This window comes from Paenibacillus cookii, assembly GCF_018333375.1.
Classification (GTDB): domain Bacteria; phylum Bacillota; class Bacilli; order Paenibacillales; family Paenibacillaceae; genus Paenibacillus_AQ; species Paenibacillus_AQ cookii.
The window spans coordinates 1-18,336 of sequence record NZ_BORW01000056.1 but is presented as its reverse complement, the minus strand read 5'-3'; the positions used below and the strand labels follow the sequence as shown (position 1 = coordinate 18,336).

Sequence of the window (18,336 nt, the reverse complement as noted above, 5' to 3'; positions counted from 1 at the left end):
GCCTGAACATCTCAATTTTATCGGGATGGTCTTGTTGGTCAAACCCTCGTTCCCTCCACCCGCATAGCGGGTGGTTTTTTGTTTCGCACGCTTCGCGAGCTCAACTGGCTAAAGCCTAAAACAAAAAAGAAGCCTTCCGGCTCCTTGGTTTTTAAGCGGTAATGATGAAGGGTCCTTCCGGCGTGATCGCGACCGTGTGCTCGAACTGCACGCCGCAGGTGCCGTCCGCCGTCCGGATGGTCCAACCGTCGTCCTCCCACAAGACGGCTCCCGTCGATCCCAACGTAAAGATCGGTTCAACGGTAATGACCATGCCTTCGACGAGCCGGACTCCCTCCCCGCGCCGACCGTAGCTCGGCACATCCGGCGGTTCGTGAAGCCGTCTTCCGATGCCATGGCCGACAAGCGGCTTGACGACGCCGAAGCGGCCCTTTTTCGCCGCTTTTTCGATCGCGTGCCCGATGTCTCCGGTGGTATGGCCGATCCGGGCCTGGTCGATGCCGGCATAAAGCGCCTGCTCCGTTCGAAGCATCAGCCTCTGCTGCGGCCTGCCCAGCTTCCCGACGCCATAACTCCAGCCCGAATCCGCCAGCCAGCCGTCTTTGTTCACGACGATATCGATGGTGACCACATCCCCTTCGGACAACGGAACGTCGTTCGGAAAGCCGTGGCAGACGACGTCATTGACGGAAGAACAAGTGGCAAACGGAAAACCGCGGTACCCCTTTTGTTCCGGAACGGCACCGTGCTTTGCCAGATATTCTTCGACGAAAGCGTCAATTTGAAGCGGTGTGACCCCCGGAGCGATCCTCCGCGCAATTTCGCGGTGACACGCCGATAGAATGCGCCCCGCTTCGCGCATATACCCGATTTCTTCCTTGCTTTTCAAGCGGATCTCCATGCTGCTGCTCCTTTCGCCTACGCATACTGCTATCCGGAAGCGGATGGTACACTATATGCATCGGCGCGGGCATCCTGCAGCAGGTCTACAAAAAAAACCGTATTCGGCGTGAAGCTCGTTCACAGAATACGGTTCAAATATTTTACGTTATATTCAAAGTGATTAAGAAACGGAAGAATTCATTCTTCCCAGTTCATGTTCTACAACCGAGGTGAGTTCCTCTTCGTATCCTCCCATGATATGATACTTCCGGACATATTCCTTCACAAACTTCTTCGGATCCTTAGGCCGGAAAATCCGTGTCATTTCCCGCAGACTTTCTTTGACTTCGTTGTGACCTTTCGTTGCCATGATAGTTCCCTCCCAAGACACTTGAATGGATTGCTCCAATTAAGAGAATGCCGAAAAGACCTTACCTGACACCAAGAAGTAGTCATATGCAGTTATTAGGTTTGGGCTGAACGCTCCCGGCTGCTCGCTTCAAGGTTCTGTAATGGTACTTAACCTAAAAGCGTAAAAACTGAATCACTCCTTTCATTGTATCATATTCTTGCAAGGAATACAGCTTTCCAAAAAAATGAATAGATTAACTTTTTTTACATGATTAAAGAACGATAATAAGCCGGGTTTGGGCGATACGTTCCGGGCAAAAAGAAATCCCTGTATTTATCATCGTCCGATAGGGTTAAATCCATAATAAGAATGATTTTTCAGGGCATCATTTCAGCTTGAGGAGGTGGTCTTCGCGTGCTGCCCGTTTCGTTACCGGAGGAAGCCGGCTGCGATGTCCGTTTGCTGGACCAGGCCCACGCCAAAATCAACGAAGCCTTCCCGAAGATGCGAAGCTTCCTGGTTGCCCGGAGCGGCAAACTCATTTACGAAAAATATTACGGGGGCCATGATGCCGGTTCGCTTAACGACCTGCGCTCCGCAACCAAAAGCTTCATCTCCGTCCTGATCGGAATCGCATCGGGGCAAGGTTTGCTTCCCGCATTGGACGAGCCGCTGCTCGGGCTGCTCCGGCATTATGCCGCAAAAGACGTCGACCCCGCCCTGCATCGGTCTTTGACCTTGCGCAGGCTCCTTACGATGACCACCGGCTTTGCGTGGCAGACCGGCAAAAAGCTGGGGGAGCCGATGATCCGCCGCCTGCACCGCAGCAAACGCTGGACCGCTTTTGCCCTTTCCCTGCCGGTGCTTCCCGATATGGTCGGCCGTTTTCAATACCGCAGCGTCGACACGCATCTGCTGTCCGTCATTCTCAGCGAATGCACGGGCATGGATGCGCATGCTTTTGCAAAAAGGAACCTGTTCGGACCGCTGGGCATCGGACCGTCGGAGTGGCTCGCCAGTCCCGAAAACCACAGCATGGGGCATGTCGGTTTGTTCCTCGCGTCGCGGGATATGGCCAACTTCGGAATGTGCTGCCTTCAAGGCGGCCGCTGGAACGGCGAGCAAGTCATCCCGGCCTCCTGGCTTGCGGAGGCCCTTCGCCCCCATGCCGAAGGATATCCCGCCTTTGGGGATTACGGGTTCAGCTGGTGGTGCGGCAAAATGAACGGCCAAACGTTCAGCTGCGCGCATGGGCACGGGGGCCAGCAAATTTACCTTTTTCCCGAAAAAGACACCGTTGTCGTGTTTACGGCCGACAGCAAGGTCAGCCGGTGGAAAAATCCGCGCCCGCTGCTGCAGGAATTCGTCCTGGAAGCCGTCGCCCAGGCCCCGTAGCCGGATAATCCCCGGCATGCCAGGGAAACTTAAGTATGCATGCGACGACAAGGATGCTTTTTTACACACCGATGAAGGAGGACTAATAAATGGGCGATAAAAACAAAGCCATGCTGCCGATTTCCCGCGAGGAGGTCGAGGTGGACGGCGTTTATACCAACGAATGGGGCCGTGAAGAGGTGCTGCACCGGGGTGAAAACTTCCCTGCCGATCCGATCATGGGAACGACCGAATGGCAGCTCAGCGAGTTTCTGTTCGATAACCATCACGAAGGCCGGACGGACGAGCGCCTGGTGCCTAAAGAAAACGATACCGATAAAATCGGGAAAATCACGCATCCGCGCAGACAGCAGCAAGGCGGGGACGCACAATAATCAATATAGCGAAAAAGCATCCCGGCTTCCGGGATGCTTTTTATGTTTGCATACCTTTCATAACTTGTCTCAGCCGGACATATGTTTATACAACAATCCCGCGCAAGACAAGGAGTGTGCATACCATGTCCCCTTTTTTCAAATCGTCGACGGGCCTGCCCGAAAATATCTCCGCCTCCCTCTGCTATTTGTTCGCTTTTATCGGCGGCATCGTGTTTCTCGCGCTGGAGAAGCGCAGCCGCTTCGTCATGTTCCATGCGCTGCAATCCGTCCTTGCCTTCGGCGCGGTCATGATCGCCCATGTGCTGTGCGGGTTCATCCCCTTGATCGGTCCGCTCATCGCCGGTCTTCTTTCCATCTTGACGCTGGTGATGTGGATCGTCCTTTTATTCGCTTCCCTGCAAGGAAAATGGCTGAAGCTGCCTTGGATCGGCGATTTGGCCGAGAAACAGCTGCATCATCTATGAATTCCTTCTCCCCTGCATTTCCTGATTCCCTTTTGCCTCCCGAGTTCTTACAATGAAAGCATGGGTTTCATTGAGACGATGGGGGAGACAGAAAATGTATTTGTTCGTGATCAATAAAAAGTCCGGCAACGGCAACGGCTACCGGACCTGGATCAAAATCAGGGCCGCTCTCGACGCGCGCTTGATCCGCTACCGGCACGTATTCACCGAAAGCGCCGGCCAGGCGGAGGACGTGGTCGCCGCCACGCTATCCGAGCCCGAACATTGGCTTGGCGTTGCCGTCATCGGCGGCGACGGCACGATTCACAGCGTGCTGCCGGCCCTGAAGGAGTTCGGGATCCCGCTTGCCGTCATTCCCGCCGGCTCGGGCAACGACACGGCGCGCGGCTTCGGCATCCCGCATGATCCGTTGTCCGCCCTCGACATCATGCTTGCAGGCCGGACCCGGGCAGCGGATTTGATCGCGACAGCAAACGGGCTGACTTTGACGGCACTGGCCATCGGTTTCGACGCGCAAGTAGCCGAAAACGTCAATGCCAGCCTTTATAAAAAGGTATGCAACTTTTTCAGGGTCGGCCGGGCCGCCTACCTCGTGGGCATCCTGCATACGCTGCTGACCTTTAGGCCGTGCGGCGTCACCGTCGCCTGCGACGGGGTGACGGGCGCTTATCCGAATGCGTGGCTTACCGCCATTTCCAACGTCAGCAGTTACGGAGGCGGACTGCAGATCTGTCCGGATGCCCACCCGGGGGACGGCCAGCTCGATATTTGCATCGTGCACGGCTGCTCGCGGCTGCAGCTTCTGCGCCTGTTCCCGACGGTGCTAACCGGAAAGCACGTCAACCTGCCGTTCGTGACGTTTTTGCGCGGCCAAGCCATTTCCGTCGAATTCGATCAGCACAGGCTTGCGCTGGGGGACGGGGAAAACCTGTCCGCGGGGCCGCTGGATATCACAGTTGAGCCGAACGCTTTACGGGTATATGCCGCATAACTTAAGCCATCATCGTTTTTTTTCATAAAAAAGGGGCAAGCCCGCTTACGCGGCTTGCCCTTCTTTCATGGCTGCGTCCTTCGATCCGGAGAGCGCGCCGCCCTTAAGACCGTTAAACAACAAGTTGAGAACGATCGCCGTGACGCTTCCGGCCACGATGCCGTTATCGACGAGAATGCGGGCCCAATCCGGCAGCGCCGCAAACAATTCGGGATGAACGCTCACGCCCAGTCCCATTCCGACCGAGCAGGCGATGATAAAGAGGTTTTCGAACTTGTTCAGGTCGACCTGGCCTCCCAGCATGCGGATGCCGGAAGACACGACCATGCCGAACAGGGCGACCATCGCGCCGCCGAGCACCGAAGTCGGAACCAGCTGCGTCAAGGCCGCGATTTTCGGAACGAATCCGATGACGATCAGAATCCCCCCGGCCACGACGATGACGTCCCTCGTTTTCACGCGGCTCATTTGAACGAGGCCGACGTTTTGCGAGTACGTGGTGTACGGGAAGGAGTTAAACAATCCGCCAAGCACGATCGCCAAGCCTTCGGCCCGGTAACCCCGTGCCAGATCCTTGGAGGAAACGTCCTTGTCGACGATTTTGCCGAGAGCCATAAATACGCCCGTCGACTCGGCGATGCTGACGATGGATACCAGAATCATCGTGATGATCGCGGAGGCATGGAACGTCGGCGTTCCGAAATAGAACGGTCTGACGGCATGGAACCAGCTTGCTTCCTTCAGCGGCGTCAAGTCCACATGCCCGGCCAGCGCGGCGACGAGCGTGCCGATAATAAGTCCGATCAGTACCGATATGGAGCGGATAAAACCTTTGGCGAACCGGTTCATCAAAACGATGAACAGCAGCACCCCGAAACCGAGCCCGAGGTTCAGCAGGCTTCCGAACTCCCCTGCCGCCTTCGCGCCGTCCCCGCCGCCGAGATCGTTCAGCGCCACCGGAATGAGCGTGACCCCGATGACCGTAACGACGGACCCGGTAACGACCGGCGGGAAAAAGGCGATCAATTTGCCGAACAGCCCCGAAAACAAAACGACGAAAAGACCTGAAGCGATGATCGCGCCGTAAATGGCCGATACTCCGTCTTTCATGCCGATGGCGATCATCGGCGACACCGCCTGGAACGCGCAGCCGAGCATGACCGGAAGCCCGATGCCGAAAAACTTGTTGCCCCATACTTGAAGCAGCGTCGCCAAACCGCAGGCCATCAAATCGATCGAAATCAGGTAAGTCAGCTGCTCCGTCGTAAAATTGAGCGCTCCCCCGACGATCAGCGGCACGATGACCGCGCCCGCGTACATGGCAAGCACGTGCTGAATGCCTAACGAAAAGGTTTTGAATGGATTTCTTGTCTTCGTCGGTTCCATACGGATTTCATTCCTCCCGAAGTTTTGGATTGGATTCTATGCAAACGTAACGGTGCCGTTGTCGAGGGCGGCGATGCGGACGAGCGACTCCACATGGTAGCCCGCTTCTTTCAGCAAACGGCCGCCCGGTTGGAACGCTTTTTCGATGACGATGCCGATGCCGGCCACTTCCGCTCCCGCCTGCTCCACGATGCGCGCAAGGCCGAAGGCCGCTTCCCCGTTGGCCAGGAAGTCGTCGATGATCAGCACGCGCTCCCCTGGCTGCATGAACTTGCGGGAAACGGTAATTTCGTTCGTTTCCTGCTTCGTAAACGAATATACCTTTTCCACGTAAATGTCCTCGCGAAGCGTCAGGGACTTTTGCTTGCGGGCGAAAATGAGCGGAACCTCCAGCTCAAGCGCCGTCATGATGCCTGGCGCGATGCCCGAGGATTCGATCGTCAGCACGCGGTCGATTTTTTGTCCCGCAAACAGCCGTTTAAACTCCTTGCCCACCTCTTTCATCAACACCGGATCCATTTGGTGGTTCAGGAACGAATCGACCTTGAGCACCTGATCGCTAAGCACGATCCCTTCCTTCATGACTTTCTCCTTCAGCAGCTGCATTGTTTTTTCTCCCTCCAAAGTTCTTTCTTTCAAGGCATTGCAATCTCCGTCGGCGGCTTCCCCGGAAACCCGGCAAAAGACGATCCGTCGCGATTCGGCCATTCCCTGCCATGTCATGACAAAAAAAGCCCGCCTCTTCCGGGAACTGCCTTGCTGGCAGGACACGAAACCGGGCGGACTTACGGTAACAAACGAAAAGACGCCGGGACGTTGGCCCGGGTTGCTTGTTATTCCCGTAGTCCGATCATTTCCGGTGATCGGGTAGAGACATGCAGGCCCATTCCTGCACATATACGAGAAACCTATGAAAATTTGCAAAAACGTATTAGACAATGCATGAAGTATACCGCAAAACCGGGCCAAAAATAAAGAGGTATTTGATGGAGGACGCAAAAAACGCAAAAAATCGGCCGTTTCTGCTGATTTCGGCGCGAATCTCGTTTATACTTTAGTGGCATGTTTCATACTGGTCAGCAGATAGATTCGAAAACATCGGGAGGGAAGCGCATTGAAGGGCTTTTTAAAAGAATTCAAGGAATTTGCCGTCCGCGGCAACGTGGTTGACCTGGCGGTCGGCGTCATCATCGGGGGCGCATTCGGCAAAATCGTTACGTCGGTCGTCAACGACATCGTAATGCCGCCGATCGGGCTGCTTTTGGGGGGCGTGAATTTCGGTCAACTGATCATTCCGCTTAAACCAAATCTAACGCTACCAAACGGAAATCCCATACACACGTTAAAGGAAGCCCAAGATATCGGCGCCCCGGTCATCGCGATCGGCCAGTTCATCAACGTCGTGATCGATTTCTTGATCGTGGCTTTCTGTATATTCCTGCTCGTTAAAGGCATCAACTGGCTGAAACGGGAGAAAAAAGAGGAGCAGCCGGAGCCGGAAAAAACGACGAAGGAATGTCCGTATTGCCTTTCCGAGATCCCTTTGGCCGCTACCCGCTGCGGACACTGCACTTCGATGCTTGAAGGCTCGCCGGAGCACGGCTAAAAGCCGCCCGTTACGGCTGCCGGCTAATAAGACCAAGTCCGAATATCAGGTCGCAAAGGCCGTTAGGCTACAGGCCTAGCGGCCTTTGCGGCAGCAGCGTAGTGACGACCTTTTTCAAATCCCGGTCTTCGGTGTATTTGGCTTCCCCGGTGTCCAGCTCGAGGACCCGAATGTGGTCGAACGTCTGGCCGGCCGCCGTGGGCGTAAACAGCAGCTTATCGGGATCCGCCAGCGCCACGTGGTAATTCATGTCCTTAAACATGTCGATGAGCTGCCCGGTATCCGGCGTTTTGCCCTTTTCGACGAAAAGCAAACCGCGCAGGCGTTTGGTCTCCTGTTTGTATTTCACTTCAAAGCGGACGATGCATTCCATGCTCGTTCTCTCCTTTTTTTATAAGCTATCGTACAGATGCGGACGTTGAGCCGGAATCGATGTTCATAAAACCCCGGAGGTGCATCCATGAGTCAGGAATTATTCGATATATATGATGAACACGATCGCAAAATCGGTACCGCGCCCCGGGACGAGGTGCATGCCAAAGGCTATCTCCACCATTCCTTCCACTGCTGGATCGTCAGGGATACGCCGGAGGGCCGGCACATTTTGTTCCAGAAACGGCAGGACAGCAAGGATACCTTTCCCGGGCATTTCGACATTACGGCTGCCGGGCATCTTTCCGCGGGAGAAACCGTCGAAGACGCCATTCGGGAAGTCGAGGAAGAGCTTGGCATCCCGGTCCGGATGGACCAGCTGACCTCCCTCGGGACGATCGACCATTACGCGGAAGGCACGGCGGGCGGCAAATCGTTTATCGACAGGGAAAAATGTTACGTGTTCGGGCTGCTGCACGATGTTCCGCTCACCGCTTACCGCTTGCAGGAAGAAGAGGTCGCGGGATTGTACGAAGCCCGGCTGGACGACGCCATCGCGCTGTTCGAAGGCCGCAGGGACGCCATTCCGGCGACGGGAATCCCGTCGTTCCGGGAAGGGCAGGCCGCCCCGGAAACGTTCCCCGCCACGCTAAGCATACATCAATTCGTGCCGCATAAATATGACGATTATCTCAATGTGTTCCAAAAGTTAAAGCATCTGCGGCCGGATGAAAAATAAAACGCTAAAAACAAAAGGGCGCCCCCGGCGTCCTTTTTCAATCCCCGAAACCTATGAACTTCAATGACAGGCGCCCCGGCTTCAAGCGCCGAAGGGAGCCCCGCTCGACAACTTGCCTTGGGCGGCCGGCGGACGCGTCTTGCGCCCGCAGCCCGCCTAGTCCCGACCGGAATCCTTCGGTTGGTCCGGCCCGATGTATTTGCTGTAGATCCGCTCATACCGCGGACCGTATCGTTCCGACAGCTCCTCGCCGATATCCTGCTCCAGCTCGTAAAGCACCATTTCCTGCGTAAAATGATGCAGCAGCAGCTCGACCATGACCGGATGCTCCGTCACCAGCCCTTGCGTCGTGCAGTCGTCCCCCCGCATGCCCAGCATGCACCAGCGGCGGTCGATGACAAACGAAAATCGGCGTCCCGAGGCCGCCCCGCCCTTCCGGTGCCCGAACGAAAGCCAAGGAAGGAAACGGCTGCCGGCCTCCTCGCTCATGCAGGACCACAGCAGCTTGACGCCGCGTCCCTCCGCTTCTTCCAGGCCCTGCCTGAGCAGCGCCGCTTCCTCGCGCCAGACGTCGACGACGATTTCGTATTCGGCCCGCTCCATCTCCCGGGAGAGCGTCTCCAGCACGTTGCGCTCGCCCTCCACGCTGTAGAACGGCTGCTGCTCCGATTCCACTCTCGGCATTCTGGTCTCGATAAACGCGAGCGATTCCTTGACCTGGCCGGAGATCATCCGCGTCAGTTCCTCAGGCTTCAGCATACTGTAGCGGACCGGCTCCCCCGCGCTCCGGCGCAAAAATCCATGCTGCGCGAGGCGCTGCAGGGCGGCGTAAACGTTGGATCTGGAAACGCCGAGCCCTTTTGCCACCTCGTAACCCGAGGAAGGGCCCTTGCCGGCCAACTCCACCATTATTTTTGCTTCCATCTCGGTGAAGTTCAAATTCCGCAGATGCTGTAGCAATTGTTCCATTCTTCTGTCCTCCCAAGCTGCCAAACCCTTGCGTTAGTCGTTAAATGATTGATATCGTGGCCGATAGGCATTGTGCCGTTTAGATCTGTTCCGCTCCGCATCGAGGGCACCATTTCGATCCCTTCGGCAGATCGGCGCGGCAGATTTGGCACTTCACCGAATCGCGCTGGGATGCTCCAGCCGCCTCGGTCTTACCGTCGTTGTTTTCTTTCCAGAACCGGATCCGTTCATCCAATTCCAGCTGACGTTCGCGTTCCCGCTCCAGCTCCTCCGCCTGGCGGCGTTCCCGTTCATCGGCGAAGTCTTCTTCTTGCGGCTCCTTCCAGTCGTTGCCCCCCGGAAAATCGTACAAGCTTTCCGCGGCGGCTCCGGCTTCTTCCTTGTCAAACGCCAGCTCGAATTCGAAATCGTCGTCATCCTGGACGACCGGTTCCCTGTAAATTTTGGTTTCGCCGAAGTCTTCGTCCTCGAATTTGGCGGCTGCGGGCGGTTTGCGCCCTTCGTCGCGCGCGCTTGCCGGCGCTTCGCCTTTCAGGCTTCTGCCGCAGGAAGGACAGAAATTGGCGTCCAGCTCGACCGTGCGCCCGCATTTGCACAGCTTTTCGTTTTTCAGCTCCGCGATCCGGCGGCGCAGCTGCTCGATCTCCTCCTGCAGCCCGTCGCAGGTTTTGCAATGTTTGAGCATCTCTTTTTCGGCCAGCGTCATGTCCTCCTCGCTGTACCCCTCATAAAAAACGCGTCCCATTTCCATGAAATGAAATTGCATCTCTTTTTCGACGTCGGCAATCTGGTTGTTCAGCTTGCTGATTTCCACGGCGCCCTGCGCCTTTTCCGTCGCCCGGTTCGCTCCGTCCTTAAGCCTTTGCAAAATTTTCATTGATTTCTCCTCCAGTTCCCCAATTGATCATCTCGTGTATGAATCCATATTAGGCCCGGCAAGCCATGCAGCGCTTGTCCATTGGTACAAGCCTATGTTTAATAGCGTCGTTTTTTGTTGGATGACATCAAAACCTCATGCTACAAAGATACCATGCCTTGGCTTTGCTGTGAAATGTGCGAAAAGACTCTTCTTTGGCCTTCTCTGCCCGCCGCCGCTCGGGTTATAATGGACTGCATGCGGTTTAGGGTGCTTATATCATACCAAATTTCATGTGCCACTGCTAAAAAAGCAATCGATAACTTCAATATTTTCAGACATAAGGAGGGTGCAGCCATGGTAAACACGCAGCTGACGCCGACAGGCGTTCCAGCCCAAGTGCCGGCTTCGGCCGCGCCTCCGCAGGCCAAAACCGCACCTACGCTGACCAGCCGCGAGCTGGTCAAAAACGATGAACCGGACGCCTTCTTCTTCCGCGAGCTGGAGAATAGCGGCATCCTGCTGAATGCGCCGCAAATCAAGGCCGTACGGCACGGGGAGGGCCCGATGCTGATCCTCGCCGGGGCCGGCTGCGGCAAAACGACGGTGCTCGCGGCGCGAACCGCTTACCTGCTTGCGGTCCGGCGCGTGCCGGCGTCCGGTATTTTGCTCGTGACGTTCACGAGCAAAGCGGCGCGCGAAATCAAGGAGCGAATCGCCCGCATGCCCGGCGTCGGACCGGCCGCCGCCCATGCCGTCGAAGCCAGGACGTTCCACTCTTTCGCCCTTCTGATGCTGCGGCGGAATGGATGCAAGGAGCAGATTTTGGGCGAATTCGGCGCCCAGCACACCATTATGAAAATGATTCTGAGGCGGATGGGTTCCGCCCAGACCTTCCAGCCCGAAACGCTGCTTGCCGCTTTGTCGGCATGGAAAATGCAGGGGAAAGGCGCCGACGAGCTCCCGGACCGAACGGACGATGAAGCGGCGGTAAAGAATATTCTGACAGCCTATGAAGACTGGAAGCAGGAGCGGAATCTATGGGATTTCGACGACATCCTGCTGGAGCTGCGGCGGCGCATGGATGACCGCCTGTTCCTTAAACGGCTGCAGAACCGGTACGCTTGGATTATGGTCGACGAGTTCCAGGACACGAACCTGATTCAATACGAGCTGGTGCAATATCTCGCTGCGGCGCACCGCAACCTCGCCGTGGTCGGCGACGACGACCAGACCATATATACGTTTAACGGAGCGCGCCAGGAGTCGATTTTGGAATTCGACAAGCTGTATCCCGAAAGCAAAATCGTCACGCTCGATATCAATTACCGGAGCGACAGCCGGATCCTGGGACTCGGCGGCGCCATCGTGCGCCATAACCGGGCCCGCCGCCCGAAGGATCTCAAGGCTGCAGGCCCGTCCGGGCGGATGCCGCAATATGTCCGGCCTTCCCATCCCGAGGAGGAAGCCGCATGGGTCGTGGATCATCTCGCCCGCCAGGTGCGGAGCGGCAAAGCCGCGTATAAGGATATCGCCATTTTGCACCGGACCGCGGGCAGCAGCCGCGCCGTTCTGGAGCAGCTGCTCATGCGCGACATTCCGTTCGTGCAATACGGCAGCCAGGCCGTGTTTTACGACCAGCCGCTGATCAAGCCGCTGATGGACCATTTGCGGCTCAGCCTGAATCCGCGCCGAATGGAGGCTTTGCCGGGCGCGCTCGGCCCGCTTTACGTCCCCAGGGAAGAAGGCCATGCCTTCATTCTGGCGCAGGAAAAGGAAACCCGGAAGAAATATCCCCTTATTCATCTGACGCGCTGGAGCAGGCTGCAATCGTTCCAGCAGGACGCCGTGAAAGAGCGGATCCGGCTGATCAAATCATTGAAAGCGATGAAGCCCGCCTATGCGCTTCAGGAAATGCGCCGCCTTTTTTACGATAAATACGTGCAGGCGGGCGATCCCCTTGTATATACGCAATACAGGGACATGGTTCTCGATTCGCTCGAGGAACTCGAAAGCGCCGCGGCGCGTTTTGATTCGGTGGAGCGGTTTGTCGCTTATGCGGACGAGCTGTCCTTGCGCCATGCCCGAATGGAGGCGCTGAAGGACAAAAACGAAGGCGATGCCGTCCAGCTCATGACCATCCACCGGGCCAAAGGGCTTGAATTCCCGTACGTTTATTTGATCGGGGCCAGCGAAGGCATTCTCCCGCACAGCACGGCCCTGAAAGACAAACCGCCGGAGGAGCTCAAAGCCGTCCGTCCCGAAGCGGCGGAGGAACAAATTTATGAGGCGGCCCTGGAAGAGGAGCGAAGGCTCGCTTATGTGGCCGTGACCCGGGCCAAGGAGCGGCTGTACATCAGTTCGCCGGCCTATTACCACAGCAAACCTGCCGCTCCGTCGCGGTTTTTGCTGGAGGCCTACGGCATCAAACCCGCCAAGGAATCCAAATCCGCTTCGACCCGCCCTGCCGCGGGTTCCAAGCAGCGTACCCGGCGATAACTGTCGGGAATGTCCTCTGCCGGTGGCGGGGAAATGCCCAGAAATCTGGCGGTTAGTTAAAAAAGGCGGCCGACTGAAAGAAGTCGGCTGCCTTTTTATATGGATGTAAATATTTGCTATGTCTTTTGCTTCAATATAGTTTTTGGCGCTATTCGGGCATGTTTCCCGATCTCGTTCCCGCTTCAAAAGAGGGGATCACATTGTCATACATCAGATGCAGCATCATGCCGACCGCAGCATGGTCGAGTATATGACAGTGATCCATCCACATACCCGGGTTGTCGGCAGTAAATGCCACCTCATACGTTTCGTCCGGATTGACGTTTAATGTATCGGTTACCCAAGGCGTCTCGACGCTTTTCCCGTTTTTCTTCAATACCGTCATATGATGTCCGTGAAGATGCATCGGATGCTCGGAGAGGCTTTTATTGATGAAGGTCGTTTTGATTTTCTCGCCTTCCTTGACGACAAGAGTGGGCGTATGGGGATAAACTTCTCCGTTAATGGTCCAAAGATAGTTGAATTTTCCGTTGTAAAATCCCATCCTGTTTCCCAATATCATCGTAAATTCCCTATCGAACTCAGTCGCAGCAGTCCATTCATTCACGGCAGGCTTTCCGTACCGGGACGGATCAAACAGGCTGGATTCCGTTTGAAACCGGATGGTGTCCGGCGGAGAATCGCCGTAAAAAAGGATACCCGGTCCCTCGGCATCCGTAGATTCGCCCAATTTCAAAAGCACCGGATGATCCGGCATCGTAAAAGAGACGTCGTATCTTCCGCCGGCCGCCAGTCTGAATGCGGTTTGATCCGACAAAGACTCCGGCTGCTGAATGGGAGTACCGTCAATACTCGTGATTTTATAATCGCTCCCTTGCAACAAATACTTCTGGGATTGATTATTGGCATTGATGAGCCTCAGCTTGATGATCTTCCCCGGCTCCACCTGCTTCCTTTGCATACGATCCTGATCCCCAAAAGCCGTCCGCTCCCCTTGATCGGTATTCCAGTTATGATTGATGAGCGTGACCTCTTCATCGTAGCGGATCGTCTCCTTTTTGGGTTCAACGATAAAAGACCCGAACAGACCGTTGCGTACTTGCTCTGCCGCCTGCTGGTGGGAGTGGAACCAATACGTCCCCGCTTGTTCGGCGCGAAACTTATAAGTGAAGGATTCCCCGGGATTGACAACGTTTTGGGTCATGCCGGGCACGCCGTCCATGGCGTTCGGCACATCGTATCCATGCCAATGGATCGTTACTCCTTTATCGATATTCTTGTTGATCAGCTTTACTTCTACCATATCTCCTTGCTGCGCTCTTAGCTCGGGAGCCACCTCCCCGTTATATGTCCAGGCTTCGACCACGGCACCCGATGCAAGCGTCATTTCCCGCTTCTGCGCGACGAGCAGATACGTAGTATCCGCAGGAACAGAAACGTCTCCCGTAAGCGCCGATACTTCCACCATATTTGCATGGTTATGATGTCCGGACATCATCATGGTCGGCGTACCGCTTCCTTCGTCCATCCATTGATGATTCATCATATCCGAAGCCTCCGGCAGTTTCGACGCATTAAAGTCTGCCCAAGCCTGAACGACCACGACCGCAATGGCTACGATCGCCGTCGCCGCACCCGACACCGAGAACTTCAACAGCCTTTTCCAAAAAGGAGCCGCAGTGAATGCCCCCTTCAGAATCGCCCGATGTCTCCTGATGACGAAAAGGGAAGGGAAAACCTGAACGAGGAGAAACAGAACGATCATCTGTGCCGTTTCGAGCAGGCTCGGAAGGGTCGGTTGCGAAAAAATCGTATGAAAAGCCGCAATGCCTGAACCGAAAGCTGCCGCATAGGGCGGGATCACGAGCATGGGATGGCTTGTTTTGATCAGCGTATCGGAAGGCCATTTGTCGGGACTGGATGCTCGAAAGCTTCTTAAGCGGGGGAGCGTGTACAAAACCACGGGGATATAACCGATCAACATGATGGGAAAAATCGATTTGACGATGCCCTCAACGAACAACCAGCCGCACCTAACGTACAGGCTGACGATCAGGATGCACCATAACAAGGCCAATGCAAGACCGATATAACTTATGCAGCGCAATAGCATTGCCCAGACTTTCAGCCGGCGATGACTTTGAACGTACGGGAGCCCCGCGGCTCCCGTACCGACGATAAACCATAGTGCCGTCATCGCATAGGTTAACATCATACTTGCAATCGTTTCGAACATTGCGTTTTCCTTTCCACCGTCAAAATAGCCGGGTATCTTCAATAAAATTTATTTGCTAAGCTTCGTAAATATTTTTTGCATGAGGCTCGGGCCCGAGATCCGGCTATTCTGGAAAGCGGCTATCTTCCACTCGCCGTTTTGTTTGACGGCAACATTCGTATTTATCGAATCCCTTTTCTTCGGGGCTGTTTTTTGCCACTTGAGTTTGACGACGCCGAGTCCATGAAAAATCGCGATGTCCGGTGTCACGAAACGGATTTTCTTGATCTCGCCTTCCAGCGTCGATCCCTTTAATACGCTGTTCCAAAGTTCTTGATGCGTATCGGCAATCGCTTTTCGTCCTTGCAGATGCTCCCCCTGAAACGTGACATAGTCGGCATCCTCCGTGAAACATGCGCCGTAAGCCTCTCCGTCTCCTTTGCCCCAAGCCAGCTTCATCTTCTCAAACAAGCTTTCAATTTCTTTCATTTGGTTGCGATTTTCCATGTTCATTCACTCTCCCTTTGTTATTTACCGCCTGTAACGCGGATTTCTTCGCCATTTACGAAACTGTTTGCCGTCGATCCCAAATAAACGATCAAATTAGCGACATCTTCCAGGGTCCCCATTCTTTGGGTCGGAAACGATTGGGCGTATTCTTCGAGCATCTGTTGCGGGAACGCGTGCGACACCCATTCGGATAACGTTAATTCGGGAATAACCACATTGGAATAGATCCCATCTGAGGCCAGCTCTACCGCCAAGGTGCGGCTGAATCCGTGCAAGGCTGCTTTAGCGGTTACGTTGGCGGATTCATTCGGTTTGCCGCTGTAAACCAGGCTGGAGGAAACATGAATCAGTCGCCCCCATCCCCCCTGCTTCATAAGCGGAACGGCCGCTTTCGTAATGAGGTACGTCCCCTTGACGGTCTGATCGATGACGGAAAACCACGCCTCGTTCGCAAGATCCTCGATCGGGGCTTCTTGCCCCCAATACACGGCATTATTCACGAGCACATCCAATCGGCCCCTCTCTTCCTTCACTTGATTGCTCACCCGATGGATGCTTTGCTCGTCATTCAAGGATAGCTGGACCGCCTGGGCAGAACCTCCGGACATGTGAATATCGTCGATCGTTCGGTCCGCCTCGCTTCGATCCCTCAAATAGGTAATGTAGACGTGAGCGCCTTCTGCAGCGAACTTCCGGGCGGTCGCTCTGCCAATTCCCCGTGAACCCCCGGTAATCAAAACCACTTTTCCACGTAAACCGTAATCCATCCGCAGTACCCTCCATCAATTAAAATTTTTTGCTTTTTTCTCCATAAGGAAATCCCAAAATCAAGTCATAGCTTGCGAACTCCGTACCACCGCTTTCTTTCACTTTATTTCGCCCTCATTGGCTCTTACGCGGATCATATTTGGCGATCATGCAGCCTTATGGTATACTTGTGACATATTATCTTTGCGGATAAAGTTTCTTGATAAATTATTTATCTTTATCGATTATTTATCTTAACCGATTAAGATAAATTTATAATAACTTGGAGGTTAGATAATGTCAAGAGATCATTCCCATCTTTTTTCAGACCTTACTCCGTTGCAACAGGATCTGGTTTACGAATTACGCCAAAACAGCGCGCGGGCGGTGATGCTGCACCAACTCATTTCCGAAAAATTGGGGTTGAATGCAACCGACCACAAGTGCCTGGATTTTTTGAATCGCACCGGACCCGTTACCGCCGGTCAGCTGGCTGAATTAACCGGACTAACCACAGGCGCTGTGACCAACGTGATCGACCGATTGGAGCAGGCCGGTTATGTCGTTAGGGATAAGGACCCGAAAGATCGGCGGCGCGTCGTAGTCAAACCTGCCGAAGGCAGCTCGTCCCGAATCTCTCCCCAGTTCGAGTCGATCATGCAGTCGACGCTTCAGATCCTTTCGCGGTACGATGAGGAACAAACGCGTTTGATCCTTGAATTTATCCGGCTATGCAATGACATGACGTTGGCTGAAATGGAAAAAATGAAGAATCAACCTTAAAAGCGCCGCCCGTACTGTACAGCAAAAACCCTTGAGCTTTCCCCAAAAACGGGATGCTTAAGGGTTTTTCTTCGTTGAGGTTTATCAACCTCATGAGCCGATGTTTCGAATATAACCGCTGCTTTCAGATATCTTTTGGTAAATGACGAAGATCCGCAATTCCCATATGACGCTTTTGCCATGGGTCCGTCTTTTCAGGTAAAATAAGTGTAGAGGATCGGAGCATGCATCCGGTCGCAAGGCACATCAAAAAAAGCAGATATAGGAGAACCGACCATTGAAAGAAGAATCGAATCATCAGCTTGCAGTGGGCTCTGTCACCCTGAAGGATTTGGAAAAGCTTGATATCGAGAACAATTTGCTGAACCAATTCAATGAATGGAAAAGGCTTCCGATGCTTTATAAGCTTGCCCTGGAGGAGCTCCAAAACAAGATCAAACTCATCAAGACCGAGCTGAAGCTTCAAGACGGCTACAGCCCGATCGAACATATCAAGGTCCGGATCAAGGAACCCAAAAGCATTATCAATAAACTGGAGCGCAAGGGCATCGAGTTTACGCTGGACAATATCTTGAACCATATTCACGATATTGCCGGCATGCGGATCGTGTGCGCTTTCGTGCAGGACATTTACCGTCTGCTCGATCATTTTTCGCATCGGGACGATATTCGCATCATCGAAATCAAGGATTACATCGCCAATCCAAAACCTAACGGTTACCAGAGCCTCCATGTCATAGTCGAGGTCCCGCTCATTTTGTTCGAAGGCACGCGCTGGATGAAGGTCGAAATTCAAATGCGGACGTTAGCGATGGATTTCTGGGCCAGCATGGAACATATCATTTTTTACAAATACGATAAACAGGTTCCGCGCCACGTCGTGACCGAATTGAAGGAAGCGGCCGTGGCCGCGGATAAGCTGGATCATCAAATGCTTCGCTTGCGCGACGAAATCCTGGCGTCGGCCGGGGAGTATTATCCGCAGGAATTGCAGGAAGTGCAGGAGGAATAGGGCAGAAATTTCCCCGTGTGCTCCATGAACGACAGCGGACGAAAAGTCATCGTTGCAATCATAACCACCCGTCCAACGGGTGGTTTGCACTTGGGGTATAACCCCCTGTTGCCAAACTGCGCCTAAAGACGCTAGCCTGACAATAAATTGTTCAGGCTCAGTGTAATTTGTCTCTTTCACT

19 protein-coding genes and 1 riboswitch are annotated in these 18,336 nt (G+C 54.5%); of the genes, 9 read left to right on the top strand and 10 right to left on the bottom strand.

Going from position 1 to position 18,336, the window contains the following annotated elements; genetic code table 11:
- Positions 1–151: 151 nt before the first annotated feature.
- Entirely contained in the window at positions 152–901 is a 750-nt protein-coding gene (map, locus tag KI367_RS25695) for a type I methionyl aminopeptidase (RefSeq protein ID WP_036708778.1), read from the bottom strand.
- A gap of 162 nt (positions 902–1,063) precedes the next feature.
- A complete protein-coding gene (locus KI367_RS25690) occupies positions 1,064–1,252 on the bottom strand; it encodes a hypothetical protein (RefSeq protein ID WP_036651115.1) in 189 nt (62 codons plus the stop codon).
- Positions 1,253–1,648: 396 nt separating this feature from the next.
- Between KI367_RS25690 and KI367_RS25685 the strand changes: the two genes are divergently transcribed.
- The 4 genes from KI367_RS25685 (at position 1,649) to KI367_RS25670 (ending at position 4,461) form a co-directional block, all read left to right on the top strand.
- Positions 1,649–2,629 (top strand): serine hydrolase domain-containing protein, encoded by a 981-nt coding sequence (locus KI367_RS25685; protein ID WP_246537305.1) that lies wholly within the window; start codon positions 1,649–1,651, stop codon positions 2,627–2,629.
- Positions 2,630–2,718: 89 nt separating this feature from the next.
- Positions 2,719–3,003 carry a hypothetical protein gene (locus KI367_RS25680; RefSeq protein WP_036708775.1) on the top strand — a complete coding sequence of 95 codons (285 nt, stop codon included), beginning with the start codon at positions 2,719–2,721 and terminating at the stop codon, positions 3,001–3,003.
- 125 nt (positions 3,004–3,128) lie between these two features.
- Complete coding sequence (locus tag KI367_RS25675; protein WP_212952979.1) at positions 3,129–3,470, top strand: DUF4870 domain-containing protein; 342 nt, start codon at positions 3,129–3,131, stop codon at positions 3,468–3,470.
- Between the two features lie 94 nt (positions 3,471–3,564).
- Positions 3,565–4,461 carry a diacylglycerol/lipid kinase family protein gene (locus KI367_RS25670; protein ID WP_212952976.1) on the top strand — a complete coding sequence of 299 codons (897 nt, stop codon included), beginning with the start codon at positions 3,565–3,567 and terminating at the stop codon, positions 4,459–4,461.
- Between the two features lie 45 nt (positions 4,462–4,506).
- On the opposite strand, the gene KI367_RS25665 is transcribed toward KI367_RS25670, so the two are convergent.
- The gene (locus KI367_RS25665; RefSeq protein WP_036708772.1) at positions 4,507–5,847 is read right to left on the bottom strand and encodes a nucleobase:cation symporter-2 family protein; all 1,341 of its coding nucleotides are present in this window, start codon (positions 5,845–5,847) and stop codon (positions 4,507–4,509) included.
- Positions 5,848–5,883: 36 nt separating this feature from the next.
- Positions 5,884–6,453: a xanthine phosphoribosyltransferase gene (locus KI367_RS25660; protein ID WP_212952972.1), complete on the bottom strand. Its 570-nt coding sequence runs from the start codon at positions 6,451–6,453 to the stop codon at positions 5,884–5,886.
- Between the two features lie 216 nt (positions 6,454–6,669).
- A riboswitch (purine riboswitch) is annotated at positions 6,670–6,770 on the bottom strand.
- Between the two features lie 191 nt (positions 6,771–6,961).
- Between KI367_RS25660 and mscL the strand changes: the two genes are divergently transcribed.
- Positions 6,962–7,453 carry a large conductance mechanosensitive channel protein MscL gene (gene mscL / locus KI367_RS25655; RefSeq protein ID WP_212952969.1) on the top strand — a complete coding sequence of 164 codons (492 nt, stop codon included), beginning with the start codon at positions 6,962–6,964 and terminating at the stop codon, positions 7,451–7,453.
- A gap of 67 nt (positions 7,454–7,520) precedes the next feature.
- Here the strand turns inward: mscL and KI367_RS25650 are convergent, their stop codons facing one another.
- Positions 7,521–7,826 (bottom strand): hypothetical protein, encoded by a 306-nt coding sequence (locus tag KI367_RS25650; RefSeq protein WP_212952966.1) that lies wholly within the window; start codon positions 7,824–7,826, stop codon positions 7,521–7,523.
- An 87-nt stretch (positions 7,827–7,913) separates the two neighbouring features.
- Between KI367_RS25650 and KI367_RS25645 the strand changes: the two genes are divergently transcribed.
- Positions 7,914–8,564, top strand: a complete 651-nt coding sequence (locus tag KI367_RS25645) for an NUDIX hydrolase (protein WP_212952963.1) — start codon at positions 7,914–7,916, stop codon at positions 8,562–8,564.
- A gap of 156 nt (positions 8,565–8,720) precedes the next feature.
- Here KI367_RS25645 and KI367_RS25640 read toward each other — a convergent pair whose 3' ends face one another.
- Together KI367_RS25640 and KI367_RS25635 are read right to left on the bottom strand one after the other, a co-directional pair.
- A complete protein-coding gene (locus KI367_RS25640; protein ID WP_212952960.1) occupies positions 8,721–9,533 on the bottom strand; it encodes a TrmB family transcriptional regulator in 813 nt (270 codons plus the stop codon).
- A 79-nt stretch (positions 9,534–9,612) separates the two neighbouring features.
- On the bottom strand, positions 9,613–10,410 hold the full coding sequence (locus tag KI367_RS25635; protein WP_036708757.1) for a hypothetical protein: 798 nt from the start codon (positions 10,408–10,410) through the stop codon (positions 9,613–9,615).
- A 336-nt stretch (positions 10,411–10,746) separates the two neighbouring features.
- On the opposite strand from KI367_RS25635, the gene KI367_RS25630 reads away from it, so the two are divergent.
- Positions 10,747–12,888, top strand: coding sequence for an ATP-dependent helicase (locus KI367_RS25630; RefSeq protein WP_212952957.1), 2,142 nt, complete (start codon positions 10,747–10,749; stop codon positions 12,886–12,888).
- Between the two features lie 148 nt (positions 12,889–13,036).
- Here KI367_RS25630 and KI367_RS25625 read toward each other — a convergent pair whose 3' ends face one another.
- From KI367_RS25625 to KI367_RS25615, 3 genes are read right to left on the bottom strand one after another with little or no spacing between them, the layout of a single operon-like run.
- A complete protein-coding gene (locus KI367_RS25625; RefSeq protein WP_212952954.1) occupies positions 13,037–15,124 on the bottom strand; it encodes a multicopper oxidase family protein in 2,088 nt (695 codons plus the stop codon).
- 48 nt (positions 15,125–15,172) lie between these two features.
- Positions 15,173–15,610 (bottom strand): SgcJ/EcaC family oxidoreductase, encoded by a 438-nt coding sequence (locus tag KI367_RS25620; protein WP_052146911.1) that lies wholly within the window; start codon positions 15,608–15,610, stop codon positions 15,173–15,175.
- Between the two features lie 20 nt (positions 15,611–15,630).
- A complete protein-coding gene (locus KI367_RS25615) occupies positions 15,631–16,380 on the bottom strand; it encodes an SDR family NAD(P)-dependent oxidoreductase (protein WP_212952950.1) in 750 nt (249 codons plus the stop codon).
- A gap of 277 nt (positions 16,381–16,657) precedes the next feature.
- Between KI367_RS25615 and KI367_RS25610 the strand changes: the two genes are divergently transcribed.
- Positions 16,658–17,143 carry a MarR family winged helix-turn-helix transcriptional regulator gene (locus KI367_RS25610; protein ID WP_036708747.1) on the top strand — a complete coding sequence of 162 codons (486 nt, stop codon included), beginning with the start codon at positions 16,658–16,660 and terminating at the stop codon, positions 17,141–17,143.
- Positions 17,144–17,537: 394 nt separating this feature from the next.
- A complete protein-coding gene (locus KI367_RS25605; protein ID WP_081992265.1) occupies positions 17,538–18,155 on the top strand; it encodes a GTP pyrophosphokinase in 618 nt (205 codons plus the stop codon).
- The last annotated feature ends 181 nt before the right edge of the window (positions 18,156–18,336 follow it).